This window comes from Enterococcus sp. DIV1090, from assembly GCF_050537975.1.
GTDB lineage: Bacteria > Bacillota > Bacilli > Lactobacillales > Enterococcaceae > Enterococcus > Enterococcus faecalis.
This window is the reverse complement of record NZ_CP172917.1, coordinates 790,587-807,859: the sequence shown is the minus strand read 5'-3', so window position 1 is coordinate 807,859 and position 17,273 is coordinate 790,587. Positions and strand designations below refer to the sequence as shown.

Genomic DNA, 17,273 nt, shown 5'->3' with positions numbered 1-17,273 from the left:
AAAAAGGATTGAACCCTCCGTAAGAGTCCGGACGATTCAATCCTTCGATTTTTTACTCAGCTGCTTCTGCGGCTGCTTCTTGTTTCAAGTATTGATCTGTTGCTACTTTTACGAAAGGCATGTAGATCAAAATAGAAATCAATAAGTTAACAGCTGCTAAAACTCCGCCGGCGATACTCTTCGTTGCTAAAAATCCGCCAATAATTGGTGGTGTTACCCAAGGTGGCATAAAGGTTGCAGCTGGTACTAAACCAGTTGCTGTCGCCACATACGCAACAGTTACAAGAACCATTGGGACTAAAATGAATGGGATAAACATAATTGGGTTTAAAACAATTGGTAAACCGAACATAACTGGTTCATTAATATTAAATAGTCCTGGTGCTAAACTTAAGTTTGTAATGACTTTGTATGGTTTGTTACGACGACCAACGATAAAGATAGCAATTAACAGACCTAATGTTGCTCCTGTTCCACCTAAGTTTACAAATGAATCAAAGAAAGGTTTGTTTACAATATAAGGAATTGCTTTACCTGCTTCTAAAGCTTTAATGTTCGCATCAATCGCTGGTACGTTGATTGTTTGCATTAATGGGTCAACCATGTTGGCACCATGTAAACCAAAGAACCATAAGAATGGTGTAATGAAAGCTAACAATAATGCTGATGGGTAGCTGTTTGCAAGTCCCATAAATGGTTGTTGAACTGCTTCATAGAATGAAATAACGATATTGTCAATTCCTAAAGCAAATAGAATTGATGTAATTAAACTAAATAAACTGATTGTAATCATTGCTGGTAATAATGCCGCAAATGATTTTGCTACTGCTGGTGGTACACCATCAGGCATTTTGATAACTAATTTAGGATTGCCAGATAAACGTTGGAATAGTTCTCCTGAAATAAGTGCAATAATCAAAGCAATAAATAATCCAGTTGCGCCCATGCCTTCTAAGCCGCCAACTGCGAAGAATGAAGCTACAGAAACTGTACCGGCTGCAATGCCGTCTTTTCCATAAGATTTAACTAAATTGTGTGCTACTAAAAAGGCTACTAAAACGGCAAAGATTGCGAATGTACCGTTCCAAATGTTGCCACCAAAGCTTTTCCAAATTGGTGCATCGTTATACATCATTGGGAAAATTTTGTTTAAAAAGTCCTCATATCCTGGAATTGGAATATTATTAATTAATACCGCCAAAGCCCCTAAAATCATTAATGGCATCGTTACGACAAACGCGTCACGAATTGCTACCAAGTGCCGTTGCGCTGCGATAACTGACGCTTTCGGCATAAAGTGTTTCTCCATCCATTGAACAAATCCGTCCATTGTTATTCCTCCTAATTAACGCTTTCTCAAACGCGTTTTTCTTATAAGACGCATTGACAACGAGATTACTCGTTATCAATACGGCGATAAAGATCGATAATTTCTTTTGCTAAATCTGTAAATGCAATCGCAGTCATTAAATGATCTTGACTATGCACTGTTAACAATGTTACTTGCATGTTATTGCCTTTTGCTTCTTCTGTTAACATTCCTGTTTGCGAATGATGTGCATGTACAAGTGATTCTTCTGCATCTGCAATTTTTTTGTCTGCTAATTCAAAATCCCCCGATTTTGCTGCGGCAATCGCTTCCATTGCATCGCTTTTAGCATTTCCGCCATACATGATTAAACCCATGATTGCTTCTAAGTTCTGTTGTCCGTCCATTACCTCTACCCCATTTTCTGCTCTAGTTTGATGATCCCATTAATGAAATTGCTTGATCTAAAACTTTTTCGCCATTCATCATGCCATAGTCCGCCATGTTAATTACATCTAAAGGAATCCCTTTTGGTTGTAATTTTTGTTCAAATTGCCCTTTCATGAAACGAACTTGTGGGCCTAATAATAAAACATTTACCTCTTTATTTTCCAAGTTTGTATCTGCTTCAGAAGCCGATACTGCAAAGATGTCTGCTTCCATGCCACGATCTTCTGCTGCTTTTTGCATTTTTGTTACTAATAAACTTGTGCTCATTCCTGCGGAACAAACTAACATAATTGTTTTTTTTGCCATTTTCCTTCATCTCCTAAATTCTCTTTGTTTTACTTTACACCTTTATATAAGCAAGAAGCGTGCCAAGTTTTAACACATTGAAAACCTTGATATGACAACGTTTTTCAACATAGAAAGCGTGTACACACTAAAAATAAAACGATTACACACAGCTTTTTTGTGTGCGTTTCCAAAATAATAGGGCAACAAAAAAAAGTGAGCGATAAGTCGAAACGACTCATCGCTCACTTTCTAAAGCTGAAGAGAATCAACTGGACAAAAGCCGCTTTTTCCCTTTAAGCAGTTTCCATCATTTTAAGCATTTTATAAAACTGTTTCTTTTTAAAATAACTTAAAAAGATACCTAATACTGCGTCATTCAGTTTTTGTAACGCCCCATAAGAAACCATTGTTTCTGTATAACGCAGTTCACAGCTTTTTTCATCAATTGGCTGGAGCTCATACCGCACCGAGAAATCATTTTTAGTTGTGGATGTTCGAAATTGATAGGTCTTATTTTCTACAGCTTCTTCAATAACTATTTTCGCGCGACTATTTTTACTATATTCTTTGATGTATTCAAACTTACGCAACTGCTTTCTTGTAAGAGTTTTGCCTGTTTGCTTACGGATATCAAAAATAACAGAATTCATTAATTGCGTGTAAAATTCATCTGCTGAAATAGTTAATGTTTTCGTAATTTCCATTACCGTTTCACCTCATCCTTTGTCGCCTCTTCTTCAGCAACTTTTTTTCCTTTAAAAAACAGGTAACCACCAAGTCCAATGAAAAAAATCCCCGTTGTCAGACTTAATAAATCATAGTTTAAGGAGCTGGGATTCAACGAATACAAAACAATCAAGAAGCCAATACTACATAAAAATAATCCATTTCTAATCATTTTCATCCATCCTATCTTTTTAGACTACCGTTGCTTGGAAGTATAAAACGCCACCCCAAGGTTGTTCCTTAATCAGCTGTTTTGCAACTTGTGCAGCAGTTTCAGGGTCTCCTTCAACTTCAAAAAATAACTTAATACCATTCTTTTCTTTAAAAGTAAATGTTTCATTTTCCCCTTGATATGCCTCTAGTAAAGTAATAATTTCCTCTTGCTTCATTGCACTTGCAATCGAAATCATGCCGCTCGCTCCTTTCTATACAAGTAATTACTGTTTTTATTGCCTATTGCTCACTTTCGCCTAATGCAGGATCCATTTTGTTAGCAGCGATAACAAACGGTGTCCAAATCAAGAAAGTGACTACCATACATACCAACGCTACGATTGGTGCGCGCCAGTCGGCACCTGTCGCTAAGAAAGATAATAGCAACGGCGGTGTCACCCATGCGACTTGTTGAGAAACTGGTGCGACTAGCCCAAGATACGTTGCAACCCAGCCAATTGTAGTAGCAACTAATGGCGCAATTACAAATGGAATAAACATAATTGGATTCAGAACAACTGGTAAACCAAACATAATCGGTTCATTGATATTAAAGATCCCAGGTCCTAATGATAATTTACCGACTGTTAAATAATCTGCTCGTTTGGAGAATAACAAGATTGCAATAATTAGGACGATTGTACCGCCTGAACCACCAAACCAAGCGAAAGCATCAAACGAACCACGGACCCACATGTAGGCTTTACCGTCGTCAATAGCGGCTAAAACCGCAGCTGTTCCTGTTTTTCCTTCATAACCTTTTTGGAAAATATCAATATTGATTAATTGTGCTTGTCCCCAAATGCCTTCAAGAACTGGTGCCAAAACGTTTGGCCCGTGAATACCAAAGAACCAGAAAATTTGAACAAAAACTGTTACGATTAACACAGCGCCTAGTCCTTGTGATAACCCAAGGAACGGTTCCGCGATATATTTTTGAATTAAGTCAATTAATAATTGACCGCCTGAAAGTTTTGACACCGTAAAGTTAATAATTGCTACGACATACAATGCGATTGTTGCTGGTAAAATTGCCGCAAACGCTTTTGAAACTGCTGGCGGAACAGAATCAGGCATTTTTATTGTTAAATCCGCTTGCATTAATTTACAAAAAATAATGGTTGATAAAGCGCCCATAATCATCACTGTAAAGAAAGCGTTACCATTTAGATGGTTGAGATTTAACCAACCCCATGGATTGACAGTCAATTGATTATTAGCAATTGACGCACCAATTTCTGCCCCATTAATTGCGTTGGCAATCTTTTCTGGCACTTTCACAGCTAATTCAGCTGTGTTATTTGGTGCAAAAGCAACACCTGAAATTAAGGTAGCTAAACTGACAATCCCACCAGCTAGCTCATTCACATTGTATGCTTTCGCTAAGTTATAGCCCCAAGAAAAAGCGAAAATCAAACCAGCGATAGCCAATGTACCATTCCAAACAAAACCATTAATCCCAATGATGACATTCAATACTGCAAAAATACCTTTGTCTGCTTCCAAACTTGCCGCATAAGTTGAGACAAACTCTTGGGGAAGATCTCGAATAATTGCGTTAATCATTACGGCGACTGATCCAGCCATTGTCGCAGGTAATGTACCAATAAAAGCATCCCTTAGTGCCACCAGATGTTTCTGTGCACCAATTTTTGCGGCAGTTGGTAAGATATATTTTTCCATCCATGCCATTAATCCGTTCATTTTTATTCCTCCTGTATCCATTTATATTTATTAAAAAGGCAGCAGCCTCATTAAACGAATGAATCGAGCGTACAAAATAAAACCTTTGGTAACATGCACTATCCTTATTTGCTATTCACTTTTCCTAAACGTTTTAATTCCTTATCCCATTAATGAGATTGCTTGATCTAAAACTTTTTCGCCATTCATCATGCCATAATCTGCCATGTTAATTACATCTAAAGGAATCCCTTTTGGTTGTAATTTTTGTTCAAATTGCCCTTTCATGAAACGAACTTGTGGACCTAAAAGTAAAACATTCACCTCTTTATTTTCCAAGTTTGTATCTGCTTCAGAAGCCGATACTGCAAAGATGTCTGCTTCCATGCCACGATCTTCTGCTGCTTTTTGCATTTTTGTTACTAATAAGCTTGTGCTCATTCCTGCGGAACAAACTAACATAATTGTTTTTTTTGCCATTTTTTCTTCATCTCCTTAAAAGTTATGACGTTATACACTTTATTTATAGCAATAATTGTGCCAAGTTTTTTCCTCATTAAAATACTGATATAACAGCTTTAGCTATCAAAAAAAGCGTGCACACACTAAAAGAAAACGCTTACACACATGAAATTGTGTGTAACTTACAAAAAGAAAACATCAAGAAAAAAGAGAGCGTTTTCTCATTTCTTGATGTTTTTTTATTTATTATTGTTTACTTTTAATTTCATTTTCTAAAAACATTTGGGTAACATGCGCAACTTCTGCTTCCGGGATCGTCACACGATACGCCCGTTCAATTAACATAAAATTCGTGCGTACGACATCGATTTCTAAACGATGTGTTTTAACATATTCCGCTAAGTTTGGAAAAGTTCTTGCTTCTTCTCCTTTAATTAAAGCATCTACCAGAAAAGCCAAATGAATCATGATTCCGGCATCCACCCCTGGTTCAACAATAATATGCATGTCTGTTTGTATTTGATGAACTGTTTTTTGTAACATGAGAATTAATTTTTGTAAGGAGTCCACAGAAGTAATGACGCCACTTAGTGAATGAACAATTGTATCAATTGCCACTTCATCACTAGCAATCCGTTTCAATACATTTAATTTTTCATCATCAAAAATATCATAGACGGAAAAGAAGGGAATATTTTGATATTCAACATCCACAGTTCCCGCAATGGCCTTAATTTCATATTCTTCCATCAAGTTGTCGATATGCTTTTTAAACGTTTCTCGTTCAATAAATTGCATTTGAATCAGTTCCACTTTTGTTTCATCAATAACTGGTAAGATTCGTTGGTATAGTTTTGCGGCAACCCCTTCTCCAGTAAAGCACGTCACGATTACTGCTTTTTTAACGTTTTGACGTTTTTGCAGACTAGAACGAAATTGTTCTCTCACAACGCTTTCAAAAGAAAGTTGAATATTTTGGTAAATGTCCTCTAAACTTCGTCCCACGCTTGCCATTCGAATAGCTTCTAAGACAATCATTGTGCTCGTCATTGTAATCGCCTTCGTTCGGATACCTGTTTCTTCAAACAACATATTTCCAAACGAATTTAATGAACCCATATCCGTCAGTAATAAAATCCCATTATTTAACGATTCTTTTTGCGTAATTACTTGGTTTCGTAATTGTTCATACATTGTTTGAACTTCCATCGTTAACGGCATATTCATCGCTGTTCCGATTGACGTTCCTAAAAGTTCTTGGGCGGTTTTCAACATACTTGAGGCAGTAGAATCCCCATGCATTAAGACGAACACACCAACATTATTTTCTGGAGTTCTTTCTTCTTTACCGACATTAATAGATAAAAACATACTAATAAAGCCAATTTCATCGAAAGGAATCTCTATGTTGTTCTCTTCTTCAATAATAGAAGATAAATCTAAGGCTACTTGAAATTCTTTTTTCATATTTTTACGGACATTATTTAAATCAGGATGGACAATCACATGACCTTCTTTGACACGTTCAATCGTACTTTGTAAATGAAGCGCAAAGGCAAAGCGCGCAGTTTCGTTGTACGTGTGTTCCAAACGCTCTTCTGCGATATCATAAAGACGATTCGTTAAGTCCCAAATAGCTTCTGGTAATAACTCCTTATGTAAAGAATGTTGGGTTAATTCTTCGACATAATTTTTAAAATACGCATTCATATCTTTAGAAATCAATTCTTCTAAATCAACATTTTCTAAGTCTGCTTCGGACAAATCAGCGACTTTTTCTTCGATTTCATTGTAAACTTGCATATCTCTAGCTGGATCTTGCGACCAAACAATTTTGTTGGTGCCTGGTTGGAAAGATAAATAATTACTTTTACTGTCGACAAATTGATCCAAGCGCTCAGGTACTTCTTTAATTTTTAATAATCCTTTTTGGACAGGTAACGACAAATCCCGTTTACGGATAACCAAGTGTTCTAAATTGTGCGTCCGATAATAAAGAAATGACTTAGCACAAACTAATTTTAAGTCCCGCTTCACCTGACCAATATTTCCTTCTGCATCGTATAACATGAACGCCAAAACTGCTTCGCGTTCGATATCAATTTGTTGGCCCAAACGTGTTGCCTCTTGCTGAATAAATAACGAAATGATGGCATAACGCTCATCTAGCGTCCGTGCATCTAAAGATGGCAATGTAATCGACATCGGAATCCGCCGATTAAAAGTGGTTAAAAAGTTTTCTGAGGATTCCGTTGTCGCACCAATAATTTGAACAGAGGCTTCATAGGTTTGGCCACTTTCTCCTAATGGACGGTACACGCCTTTATCAATAAACGTAAAGAGCATTTCTTGACCTTCTGGCGGTAAGCGATGAATTTCATCTAAAAAGAGAATCCCGCCATCTGCTTTTGCCATTAAGCCTGGACTATCTTCATTCGCACCAGTATAGGCACCTTTTTTTACGCCAAAGATATGACCAAATAATAATTGTGGGTTTTGTGCATAATCAGCACAATTAAAAGAGACAAAAGGGGCATCTTCATCTAAGGTTTTTGAATCAATGGCAAAACGGTACATACATTCAGCAAAAAGAGATTTCCCTGTTCCTGTTTTCCCAAAAATAATCGTATGCAAACCTCTTGGTGGATATAAAATAGCCGCCTTGGCCTGCTGAATACTCACTTTTAAAGAATCATTGGCACCTACTAATGTGTCAAAACTAACAGAGGTGGACTCATCTACATGGACTTGTTCTCCTTCATTGATTGTTGGCACTGAATAGATAACAGGACGTCCAGTACTTCTAGTAATTTTCTTTTCTTTGAATAATTCATTTAAATAACGGCTGGCATTACTGCGATCAATCATTAACTGTTCTGCTACCGCTCCTGCCGTTAAGCCAGTTTCATTTTTTTGAAGTAACGCTAAGATTTCTTCCTTCCGAGATTTCATGGAATCCTCCTCGATACAACGTTCTGCTTGAAGCTCGTAAAGCGTTATTTCTTCGCTTTACGAGCTCCTTTGTTTTTCGTGTTTTTCTTTTTGTTTTTCTTCTTTTTGCGTGTTTCTTGTGGTTCTTTGACAACAGAATTTACTGTTTCTGGTTTTCTTTCTTTCGTACTCTTTTTTTCTGAATACGTATCTTTGACTACGTTCTTTTTTTCTAGTTCATCTTTGGCTTTTGGCTGCTCATGAAGTGCACCATCATATAAAAAGATTTCCTGATAAGGAATGGCCAATTGTTTCATCAAACGTTGATAATCTCTTTTGGTGCCGTCGTTGATAAACGTAATCACTGCCCCTTGTGCACCCATCCGGCCAACGCGACCAGAACGATGAATATAGCTCTCTTCGGTTAAAGGAACATCTACGTTTACGACGTAAGGGACCCCTGTGAAATCTAAGCCCCGTGCCGCAATATCCGTGGTTAATAACAACTTCACTCGTTCTGCTTTAAATTGATCGATCGCCAATTTACGCAACTGTTTACTTTGATCTGAAGCCAGACCAATAGCTGGCACATTCTCATAAACTAATTTTTCTTCTGCTGCACCTAAATCAGCAACTTGATTGAAAAAGACCATGCTTCTGAATGCTTCTGTATGGGCCAAACGACGTAAGTAATCAGCTTTTTTTCTTGGTGCTAACCGAATAAAGTAGTGGGCGACTTGACCTGCTGAAGTATCTTCTTCCGTCACATCAATCACCTGTAATTTTTGGCTTAAAGATTGCGCTTGATTCACGACACGATCAGCAGTCGCTGAATAAAAAACAAGTTGGTATTCGGTTGGTGTGTGTGTCAAAATTTGTTTGGTTAAACTTAGCTCTTCCTCTTGGAAAAGTTGATCAACTTCATCCATTACAATTGTTTTTACCAACTGAGCTTTGACTTTTTTATTCTTCATTAACTCTAAAATCCGACCTGGTGTTCCGATTAACACTTCAGGACGTTTTTTTAACTTGTCAATCTGGCGTGAAACATTTGCCCCACCGATTAACGTTTGAACCGTTAATTGAAGTGGCTTAGCCCAAGTCCGAGCAACTTCAGCAATTTGCATAGCTAATTCTTGAGACGGAGCAATAATCAACAATTGATTTCCCTGTCCTTTTTCAACAGTTAAGAGTAAAGGCAGCATGTAAGCAAGTGTTTTTCCAGTTCCTGTCGGCGAAATTCCTAAAACATTTTCTCCTTCGCGAAGGGGCGTAAAACTTTTTTCTTGAATTGTTGATGGTTCGTTAAAGCCAGAAGCTTGCCACTGTTCTTGCCAAGCCTCTGGAAGTTGTTCTAAAAATCTCATATTGTTCCTTTCCTATCGCTTAATTCTTATTTATCAGCATCAAAAATAATGCCGGCACTATGACGTAAATCAGTGACTACTTTATTGACATTTCGAGCAAGCTCAACCCATTCTTCATACTTGGTGCCCCAATACTTATCTGTTGGGTTATTTAAAACTGCTGCAAAATCACGAGCTTCTTCAATCATTGGATTATCGGCTACTTGAATATCTAAGACATCACGTTCTTCATTTGCGCGATCATGGTACTCAGCCGAAGAAATAGCATTGACACTGTCTAAAATCAAGGTCCCGTTTTCAAAGTAAATTTCGGATGGCGCAAAAGAATCACTAATTTTCCCAGTATTTAACGTCACGTCAAACTGATCATAACGTAAAATAATTGTTCCTAAGCCATCGACACCTGTCGCAATTTTACTAGCAAAATAATGGCTTTCGTTTGGTACGCCAAACCAACCTAAGGCTGCATAAACTAAATAAACGCCTAAATCCGCTAAGGCTCCCCCAGAAAAATGAGGAGAAAAAATATTTGGCTCTTTGCCTTCTAATACTTGATCATAGCGAGAAGAATATTTCATATACGTAAAATTCGCACCTAAAATTTGGTTTTTTAATGGCAATAATTCAGCAATTTTTTGGAAACTTTGCTCATGAATATTACGAGCCGCTTCAAAGAAATACACACGATTTTTATTCGCTAATTCAATAATTTCTGCCATCTCATCAGGCGTTGAAAAAGCTGGTTTTTCAACAATTACATTTTTTTTCGCTAAAATTGCTTGTTTCGCTTGTTCAAAATGTAATGAATTTGGTGAGGCAATATAAACCGTATCCATATGTGCAATACCAAAAAACGTCTCTAAATCAATTGCATATTCCACATCCCCATAGCGAGAACCAAATTCTTGTGCCGTTGCTAGTTTCCGAGAATAAACAGCCGTTAAATCGTACGCACCCGTTTCTAAAGCTGCTGCAACAAATTGATGACTAATCCAATTGGTACCAATTACGCCTAAATGTATCATAATCAAAAACCTCCATTTTTTGTTTATTTACTCTCTTTATAATAGTAATCTCTCGTACAAAAGTCACGTAATTACCCTGCCTTAAAACGCTAGGAGTTCTTCAAGTTATTTATTAGGATCATCAAATGCCTGTAATAAATCAAAGGTTACCTGTGACTTAAGTTCAATCGTTGCTGGTGTTACGTGGCAATTGTAAGCAAGGACTTGCACACCTTGATCAATTGCAGCACCCACATTTTCAGCAAAGGCGGGTTGCATCTCTTGGTGAATCGTTGCTTGCTTAATTTCTTCAAATTGGACCACAAACAAAACGTAACAGCGGTAACCCGCTTTAGTTGCAGCCATTAGTTCAGTGACATGCTTCAAGCCACGAAGTGTTGGCGCGTCAGGAAAAGCACCGATGCCTTTATTTTCTAAAGTCATGCCTTTCACTTCGACAAAAGCTTGTTCGTCTGCATCCGTTTCCACTAGAAAATCAAATTTTGAATGTGCAAATCGTTGCTCACGTTTAACAGTTTGGATCGTACCAACTAAACCAGGAAGCACAATTTGACCATTTTTTAACGCTTCATTGACTAATGTATTCGGTACTTGGCTATCAATATTAATCCAAAAAGAACCTTTTTTTACTGCAATCAAATCGTAATCTGTTTTTCTTTTAGGCGATGGTTGATAACTAAGCGCCACAACAGCACCTGGTAAAAAAACTTCTTTCCCTCTGCCAGTATTTTTGACATGTGTGACCACTTCTTCATTCGTTTCCATTAAACGACAGTGTGCAATAAACCGATTGGGTCGTTCGATAAAATAAGCAAGTTGGACATTCGAGTACTTCATACACAGACTTCCTTTCTTACACACTATACCATAAAAAAACAAGGAAAAGTATAGACCAAAACCAACAATTTTACTATCTTGTGTCAATCATTAAATATTTGTCAATTCTCAGCGATTTAGTCGAATATTTTAGACAAGTTCTATATAATAAAGGTAACGAAGACGAATAAATGAAAATGAAGGTTAGGAGGAATTTCTTTGAAAAAACATTGGACTTTCTTGGTTGGTGCATCTTTACTTACTGGATTAGCAGGCTCTATCCTCTGGAAAAAAAATAAACAGCTCCCTTCCCCACAGGAGCTTCAACACAACTATACTGGACATTGGTGGTTTGTAGACGTGAAGAAAGCCACGCAACACACCTTGGAAATCACCTCATCTTTCAATGTTTTCATTGATGGCAAACAAACGCATGCCTTGCTTGTTGAATTAACCCCTAAACGCTTAGTTATCTTAGACAAGTTAGGTTACCATTTAATCATTCAATGTGAAAATGGTGTCCCTGCGACGCTTTACGATGAAGCCGACGATGAAACCTACACACTAGAACGGGCCATTTACAATTAATAAATCACCCACGACACATAAAACGAAGTATGTGCGGTGGGTGATTTATTTTTTACATCCCTTGCAAAAGCATTCAGAAAGTTTTCTTACAACTTGAATATTATTAAATAGTCAAATGCGCCTTTTTCTGATAAACTTAGGATGATGTTTTTTTGAAAGGATGAGCCCCTATGACACCAAATCGCGAAGACTATTTAAAATTAATTTTTGAATTAGGTGGCGACGAAGTTAAAGTGAATAATAAACAAATTGTTTCTGGACTCGATGTTTCGGCAGCTTCGGTTAGTGAGATGATTTCAAAGTTAGTAAAAGAAGATTTGGTTGAGCATTCTCCTTATCAAGGGGTACAATTAACTGAAAAAGGCTTAAAAAAAGCGAGTACGTTAATTCGCAAACACCGAATCTGGGAAGTCTTTTTAGTAGAGCACTTAAATTACACTTGGAATGATGTGCACGAAGAGGCAGAAGTTTTAGAACATGTTACTTCACAGACGCTTGTGAACCGTTTAGCGGATTATTTAAATCATCCAGAATTTTGTCCACACGGTGGTGTTATTCCCGAAGATAATCAACCCATTCATGAAGAGAAACGCCAAACGTTAACAGACTACCCTGTTGGCACAAAAATTCGGATTGCACGTGTCTTAGACGAAAAAGAATTACTGGATTATTTAGTTTCCATTGATTTAAATATTCAAGAAGAATACACGATTAAAGAAATTGCTGCATATGAAGGACCGATCACCATTTATAATGAAAACAAAGAATTATCCGTCAGCTTTAAAGCAGCAAACACAATTTTTGTTGAGCCGTTGATTAGAGAAAGTGAGGAAAACTAATGAATGAAAAAGTAGCATTATTTACTATTTTCGGGGGGACAGGTGATCTTGCCAAACGCAAATTGTATCCTTCCCTGTTCCGCTTATATAAAAAAGGATTATTAGCTGAGCGTTTTGCGGTGATTGGTACCGCACGTCGGGAATGGACAGACGAATACTATCGTGAAATCGTTCGTGAAACCATTCAAGACTTAAATCCCACGGCCGAAGAGGCGACTGAATTTTCTAGTCATTTCTATTACCAATCACATAATGTGAATGATACGGAACATTATAATACCTTAAAAGAATTATCTGATCGCCTAAATGAACAATACCACTTAGAAGGCAATCACGTTTACTATTTAGCTATGGCCCCTCAATTCTTTGGAACCATTGTTAATCACTTGAAATCACAACATATTATTTCGGAAGAAGGCTTTGATCGTCTAATTATCGAAAAGCCATTTGGTTCTGATTATGAATCTGCCTACGAATTAAATGAAGAAATTCGTGCTGCATTTCCTGAACAAGATATTTTCCGAATTGACCATTACTTAGGCAAAGAAATGATCCAAAATATTTCAGCCATTCGTTTTGCCAATAATATTTTTGAATCACAATGGAACAATCGTTACATTGATAATGTCCAAATCACCTTCGCTGAAAGCTTAGGTGTCGAGGATCGTGGCGGCTATTATGACCACAGTGGTGCACTAAAAGATATGGTTCAAAATCATATTTTACAAGTCGTTGCTTTGCTTTCTATGGAGCCTCCTGTTGCCTTTTCTGAAAAAGAAATTCGGACTGAAAAAGTAAAAGCTTTACGTGCGATCCGCCTTTATTCTGAAGAAGAAGCCCTTCAAAATTTCGTGCGTGGCCAATACGGCGAAGGTCAGCTAGCTGATCAAACATTTGCAGCCTATCGTGATGAACCGAATGTGGCAGAAACTTCATCCACTGAAACTTTTGTTGCGGGTAAATTTTTAATTGATAATTTCCGTTGGTCTGGCGTCCCTTTCTATGTTCGCACAGGTAAACGATTAACTGAAAAAGGCACACGCATTAACATCGTCTTTAAACAAGTACCTATTAATGTCTTCAAAGATGATACGTGTGAAGAATGCGATAAAACCGATTTACCACCGAATGTTTTAACTATCTATATCCAACCAACTGAAGGATTTTCATTAACCTTAAATGGAAAAGAAATCGGTCAAGGGTTCAATACAACTCCAGTGAAACTTGATTTCCGTCAAAGTGCTGAAATGACTGAAAATAGTCCAGAAGCATACGAAAAACTTCTATTAGACTGCCTAAATGGCGATAGTACAAACTTCTCTCATTGGGACGAAGTTGCCCAATCTTGGCGCATTGTTGACATTATTCGACATGCTTGGGATAAAACAGACGTTTCTTTCCCTAATTATGCCGCTGGCACAATGGGACCGCAAGCTGCCTTCGACTTATTAGAAAAAGATGGCTTTACTTGGGAATGGCAACCAGATAACTGGTACCGTGACCGCGGTCAACTTGATCAATAAATAAGCCAAAAAAGATCCGCTAGTTAACGACTAGCGGATCTTTTTCCTTGTTTATTCGAATCCTTCAGCAACCGCTTCTGGATAATTTTCTTCAACAATGTGTGCACAACGGCCACAAAGTGTTGGTAATTTTTCATCTGAGCCGACATCTTGACGAACGGAACGACAACGGTCACACGTTTCGCCTTCTGCTTTTTCAACTAAAATAGCCATGTCTTCAAATTGAACAGCTTCACTAGGTGCTACTTCTTTTGATACTTCAAAGTCGGAAACAATTAGTAATTGAGCAATATCTGCATCAACAGCTGTCATTAATTGACGAATTTGTTCATTTGGATAAACGGTCACTTTAGCTTCTAACGATTTACCGATTAATTTAGAATGACGAGCTTCTTCCAACGCTTTTAAGACATTGTCACGGAAATCCATAAAGGCTGCCCATGTATCCATCAATTCTTCTTCATTAGTAAACGTTTCGTAACCTGGGAATTCAGCTAATTGCACATACTCTTCTTCTTCTTGTAAGAAACTCCAAATTTCTTCCGCTGTATGTGGAATAATTGGTGTCAATAATTTTGTTAATGAAACCAATGTTTGATAGAAAACAGTTTGCATACAACGACGTTGATAATCATTTTCTGCTTCAATATAAACGACATCTTTCGCAAAGTCTAAATAGAAAGAAGATAGATCCACAGTTAAGAAGTTCATAACTGTCCGATAAATATGCATGAAATTATATTTTTCATAACCATTTTCACGGATTTCTTGAATGACTTGATTTAAACGAACCGTCATGTATTTATCTACAGAACGTAAATCAGCATAAGCTACAGTATGCTCAGCTGGATTAAAATCACTCGTATTCGCTAACAAGAAACGCATAGTATTACGGATTTTCCGGTACACTTCAGATACTTGGTTTAAGATATCCATTGAGACACGCACATCGGCTTCCGCGTCAACACTACTTACCCACAAGCGTAAGATATCTGCCCCCATTTGATTGATAACTTTTTCAGGTAAGATAGTATTGCCTAACGATTTACTCATCTTACGGCCTTCGCCATCGAGAACCATCCCTTGAGAAATAATTGATTTATAAGGCGCTACCCCATTGATAGCAACACTTGTTGTAATACTTGAGTTAAACCAACCACGATATTGGTCAGAACCTTCTAAATACATATCTGCTGGGAAAGTTAACTCTTCTCTTTCTCGTAAAACTCCTTCATGTGAAGAACCTGAGTCAAACCAAACGTCCATGATATCTGTTTCTTTGGTAAACTCGCCATTTGGTGAACCTGGATGTGTAAAGCCTGCTGGTAGTAACTCTTTTGCTTCACGTATAAACCAGATATTTGATCCATGTTCTGCAAATAAATTCGCTACATGTTCAATTGTTTCTGGCGTAATGATGGCTTCCCCATTTTCAGCATAGAAGATCGGTAATGGCACACCCCACGCTCTTTGGCGAGAGATTACCCAATCACCACGGTCACGAATCATATTATACAAACGTGTTTTTCCCCAAGGAATTAGCCAGTCAACTTTCTCAACTTCATCTAAAATATCTTGACGGAATTTAGAGATTGAAGCAAACCATTGTGGCGTTGCACGGTAGATAACTGGTTTTTTGGTACGCCAATCATGTGGATAACTATGCGTAAAGAAATCTAATTTTAATAACGCACCTTTTTCTTCTAATAACTCAGTAATCATTGGATTCGCTTTGTCATAGAAAATTCCTTCAAAACCAGGTGCTTCATCTGTAAAGACCCCACGGCTGTCAACAGGAGAAATAACAGGTAAATCATATTTACGGCTAACAATATAGTCATCTTCACCATGTCCTGGTGCGGTATGAACTAAGCCAGTCCCGGCATCTAGCGTCACATGGTCGCCTAGCATAACAAGTGATGTTCGATCATAGAATGGATGTTGAGCTGTCATACGATCTAATTTTTCACCAGAAAATTCTCGCAAGACTTCTACTTCTTCCCAACCAATCGCTTCTTTAACTGTTGCTAATAAATCTTTAGCAATTACAAATTTACGACCGTCTGCCTTCACTTCAACATACGTAAAATCAGGATTAACTGAAATACCTAAGTTGGCTGGTAATGTCCAAGGAGTTGTCGTCCAGATGACGAAGGCTGTCTCGTTATCTAAAAGACCTTTACCATCGACCACATTAAAAGCTACGTAAATAGAAGGTGATTTTACATCTTTGTATTCAATTTCTGCTTCTGCTAAAGAAGATTCACTTGAAGGAGACCAATAAATTGGTTTTAAGCCTTTATAAATATAGCCTTTTTCTGCCATCTTACCAAAAACACGAATTTCTGCTGCTTCATACTCTGGATCTAACGTAATGTATGGATGTTCCCAATCGCCTGACACACCTAAACGTTTAAAATCGTTACGTTGTTTATCGACTTGTGATAAGGCATACTCTTTACATTTTTCGCGATACTCAGCGACAGTCATTTCTTTACGTTTAACCCCTTTATTGGTTAACACTTGCTCAATTGGTAAACCATGAGTATCCCAACCAGGCACATAAGGAGAACGGAAACCAGACATTGATTTTGAACGAATAATAATATCTTTACTGATTTTATTCAAAGAATGTCCTAAATGAATATTTCCGTTTGCATAGGGAGGGCCATCATGTAAAACAAAGGTTGGTTTTCCTTCGTTTAATTTTTGACGTTGTTCATATAAGCCTTTTTCTTCCCAATCTTTTTGCCATTCTGCTTCACGGTTTGGCAAGTTCCCACGCATTGGAAAAGCTGTTTTTCCTAATTGCAATGTTTCTTTCATTTTCATATGCATTTGCCTCGCTTTCATTTTATCGATTTAATTGTGTTAGTTCATACTAAAGATGAACGATAGCTGATAAAAGTAGATAAAAAAAGAGTACTCCATCCCAAGGGACGAAGTACTCGTGTTACCACCCAAATTCAAAGTAGAGTTGCCCCTACTTTCTCTGAAATTGATAACGGTAATTATCCGGCAGTTCCTACTCAAGTGTTCAGAACTGCATCTAG

16 protein-coding genes are annotated in these 17,273 nt (G+C 37.5%); 3 read left to right on the top strand and 13 right to left on the bottom strand.

The window, feature by feature from the left end; translation table 11 throughout:
- Positions 1 to 52: 52 nt before the first annotated feature.
- The 12 genes from IGL48_RS03925 to sfsA form a co-directional block, all read right to left on the bottom strand.
- Positions 53 to 1,330, bottom strand: a complete 1,278-nt coding sequence (locus IGL48_RS03925) for a PTS sugar transporter subunit IIC (protein ID WP_002355920.1) — start codon at positions 1,328 to 1,330, stop codon at positions 53 to 55.
- A gap of 65 nt (positions 1,331 to 1,395) precedes the next feature.
- Positions 1,396 to 1,716, bottom strand: coding sequence for a PTS lactose/cellobiose transporter subunit IIA (locus IGL48_RS03920; protein ID WP_002355919.1), 321 nt, complete (start codon positions 1,714 to 1,716; stop codon positions 1,396 to 1,398).
- Positions 1,717 to 1,738: 22 nt separating this feature from the next.
- Complete coding sequence (locus IGL48_RS03915) at positions 1,739 to 2,065, bottom strand: PTS sugar transporter subunit IIB (protein ID WP_002355918.1); 327 nt, start codon at positions 2,063 to 2,065, stop codon at positions 1,739 to 1,741.
- Positions 2,066 to 2,340: 275 nt separating this feature from the next.
- Complete coding sequence (locus tag IGL48_RS03910) at positions 2,341 to 2,751, bottom strand: DUF3284 domain-containing protein (RefSeq protein WP_002355917.1); 411 nt, start codon at positions 2,749 to 2,751, stop codon at positions 2,341 to 2,343.
- On the bottom strand, positions 2,751 to 2,951 hold the full coding sequence (locus IGL48_RS03905; protein WP_002355916.1) for a DUF3188 domain-containing protein: 201 nt from the start codon (positions 2,949 to 2,951) through the stop codon (positions 2,751 to 2,753). The genes IGL48_RS03910 and IGL48_RS03905 overlap by 1 nt, the downstream gene beginning before the upstream one ends.
- A gap of 13 nt (positions 2,952 to 2,964) precedes the next feature.
- Positions 2,965 to 3,183: a hypothetical protein gene (locus IGL48_RS03900; RefSeq protein WP_002355915.1), complete on the bottom strand. Its 219-nt coding sequence runs from the start codon at positions 3,181 to 3,183 to the stop codon at positions 2,965 to 2,967.
- A 43-nt stretch (positions 3,184 to 3,226) separates the two neighbouring features.
- Complete coding sequence (locus IGL48_RS03895) at positions 3,227 to 4,690, bottom strand: PTS sugar transporter subunit IIC (RefSeq protein WP_002364646.1); 1,464 nt, start codon at positions 4,688 to 4,690, stop codon at positions 3,227 to 3,229.
- Positions 4,691 to 4,831: 141 nt separating this feature from the next.
- Positions 4,832 to 5,149 (bottom strand): PTS sugar transporter subunit IIB, encoded by a 318-nt coding sequence (locus IGL48_RS03890; protein WP_002355913.1) that lies wholly within the window; start codon positions 5,147 to 5,149, stop codon positions 4,832 to 4,834.
- Positions 5,150 to 5,377: 228 nt separating this feature from the next.
- On the bottom strand, positions 5,378 to 8,083 hold the full coding sequence (locus IGL48_RS03885; protein ID WP_002355912.1) for a sigma 54-interacting transcriptional regulator: 2,706 nt from the start codon (positions 8,081 to 8,083) through the stop codon (positions 5,378 to 5,380).
- 44 nt (positions 8,084 to 8,127) lie between these two features.
- On the bottom strand, positions 8,128 to 9,429 hold the full coding sequence (locus IGL48_RS03880; RefSeq protein WP_002378138.1) for a DEAD/DEAH box helicase: 1,302 nt from the start codon (positions 9,427 to 9,429) through the stop codon (positions 8,128 to 8,130).
- A gap of 26 nt (positions 9,430 to 9,455) precedes the next feature.
- Positions 9,456 to 10,454 carry a Gfo/Idh/MocA family protein gene (locus IGL48_RS03875; RefSeq protein WP_010822638.1) on the bottom strand — a complete coding sequence of 333 codons (999 nt, stop codon included), beginning with the start codon at positions 10,452 to 10,454 and terminating at the stop codon, positions 9,456 to 9,458.
- Positions 10,455 to 10,559: 105 nt separating this feature from the next.
- Positions 10,560 to 11,291: a DNA/RNA nuclease SfsA gene (gene sfsA / locus IGL48_RS03870; RefSeq protein WP_010824488.1), complete on the bottom strand. Its 732-nt coding sequence runs from the start codon at positions 11,289 to 11,291 to the stop codon at positions 10,560 to 10,562.
- A gap of 198 nt (positions 11,292 to 11,489) precedes the next feature.
- Between sfsA and IGL48_RS03865 the strand changes: the two genes are divergently transcribed.
- From IGL48_RS03865 to zwf, 3 genes are all read left to right on the top strand, one after another.
- Entirely contained in the window at positions 11,490 to 11,858 is a 369-nt protein-coding gene (locus IGL48_RS03865) for a DUF4828 domain-containing protein (RefSeq protein ID WP_002355908.1), read from the top strand.
- A 170-nt stretch (positions 11,859 to 12,028) separates the two neighbouring features.
- Complete coding sequence (locus IGL48_RS03860) at positions 12,029 to 12,697, top strand: metal-dependent transcriptional regulator (RefSeq protein ID WP_002358896.1); 669 nt, start codon at positions 12,029 to 12,031, stop codon at positions 12,695 to 12,697.
- A complete protein-coding gene (gene zwf, locus IGL48_RS03855; RefSeq protein ID WP_002355906.1) occupies positions 12,697 to 14,220 on the top strand; it encodes a glucose-6-phosphate dehydrogenase in 1,524 nt (507 codons plus the stop codon). Before IGL48_RS03860 ends, zwf begins: the two co-directional genes overlap by 1 nt.
- Positions 14,221 to 14,271: 51 nt before the next feature.
- Here the strand turns inward: zwf and ileS are convergent, their stop codons facing one another.
- Positions 14,272 to 17,052: an isoleucine--tRNA ligase gene (gene ileS, locus IGL48_RS03850; RefSeq protein ID WP_010824487.1), complete on the bottom strand. Its 2,781-nt coding sequence runs from the start codon at positions 17,050 to 17,052 to the stop codon at positions 14,272 to 14,274.
- Between the last annotated feature and the right edge of the window lie 221 nt (positions 17,053 to 17,273).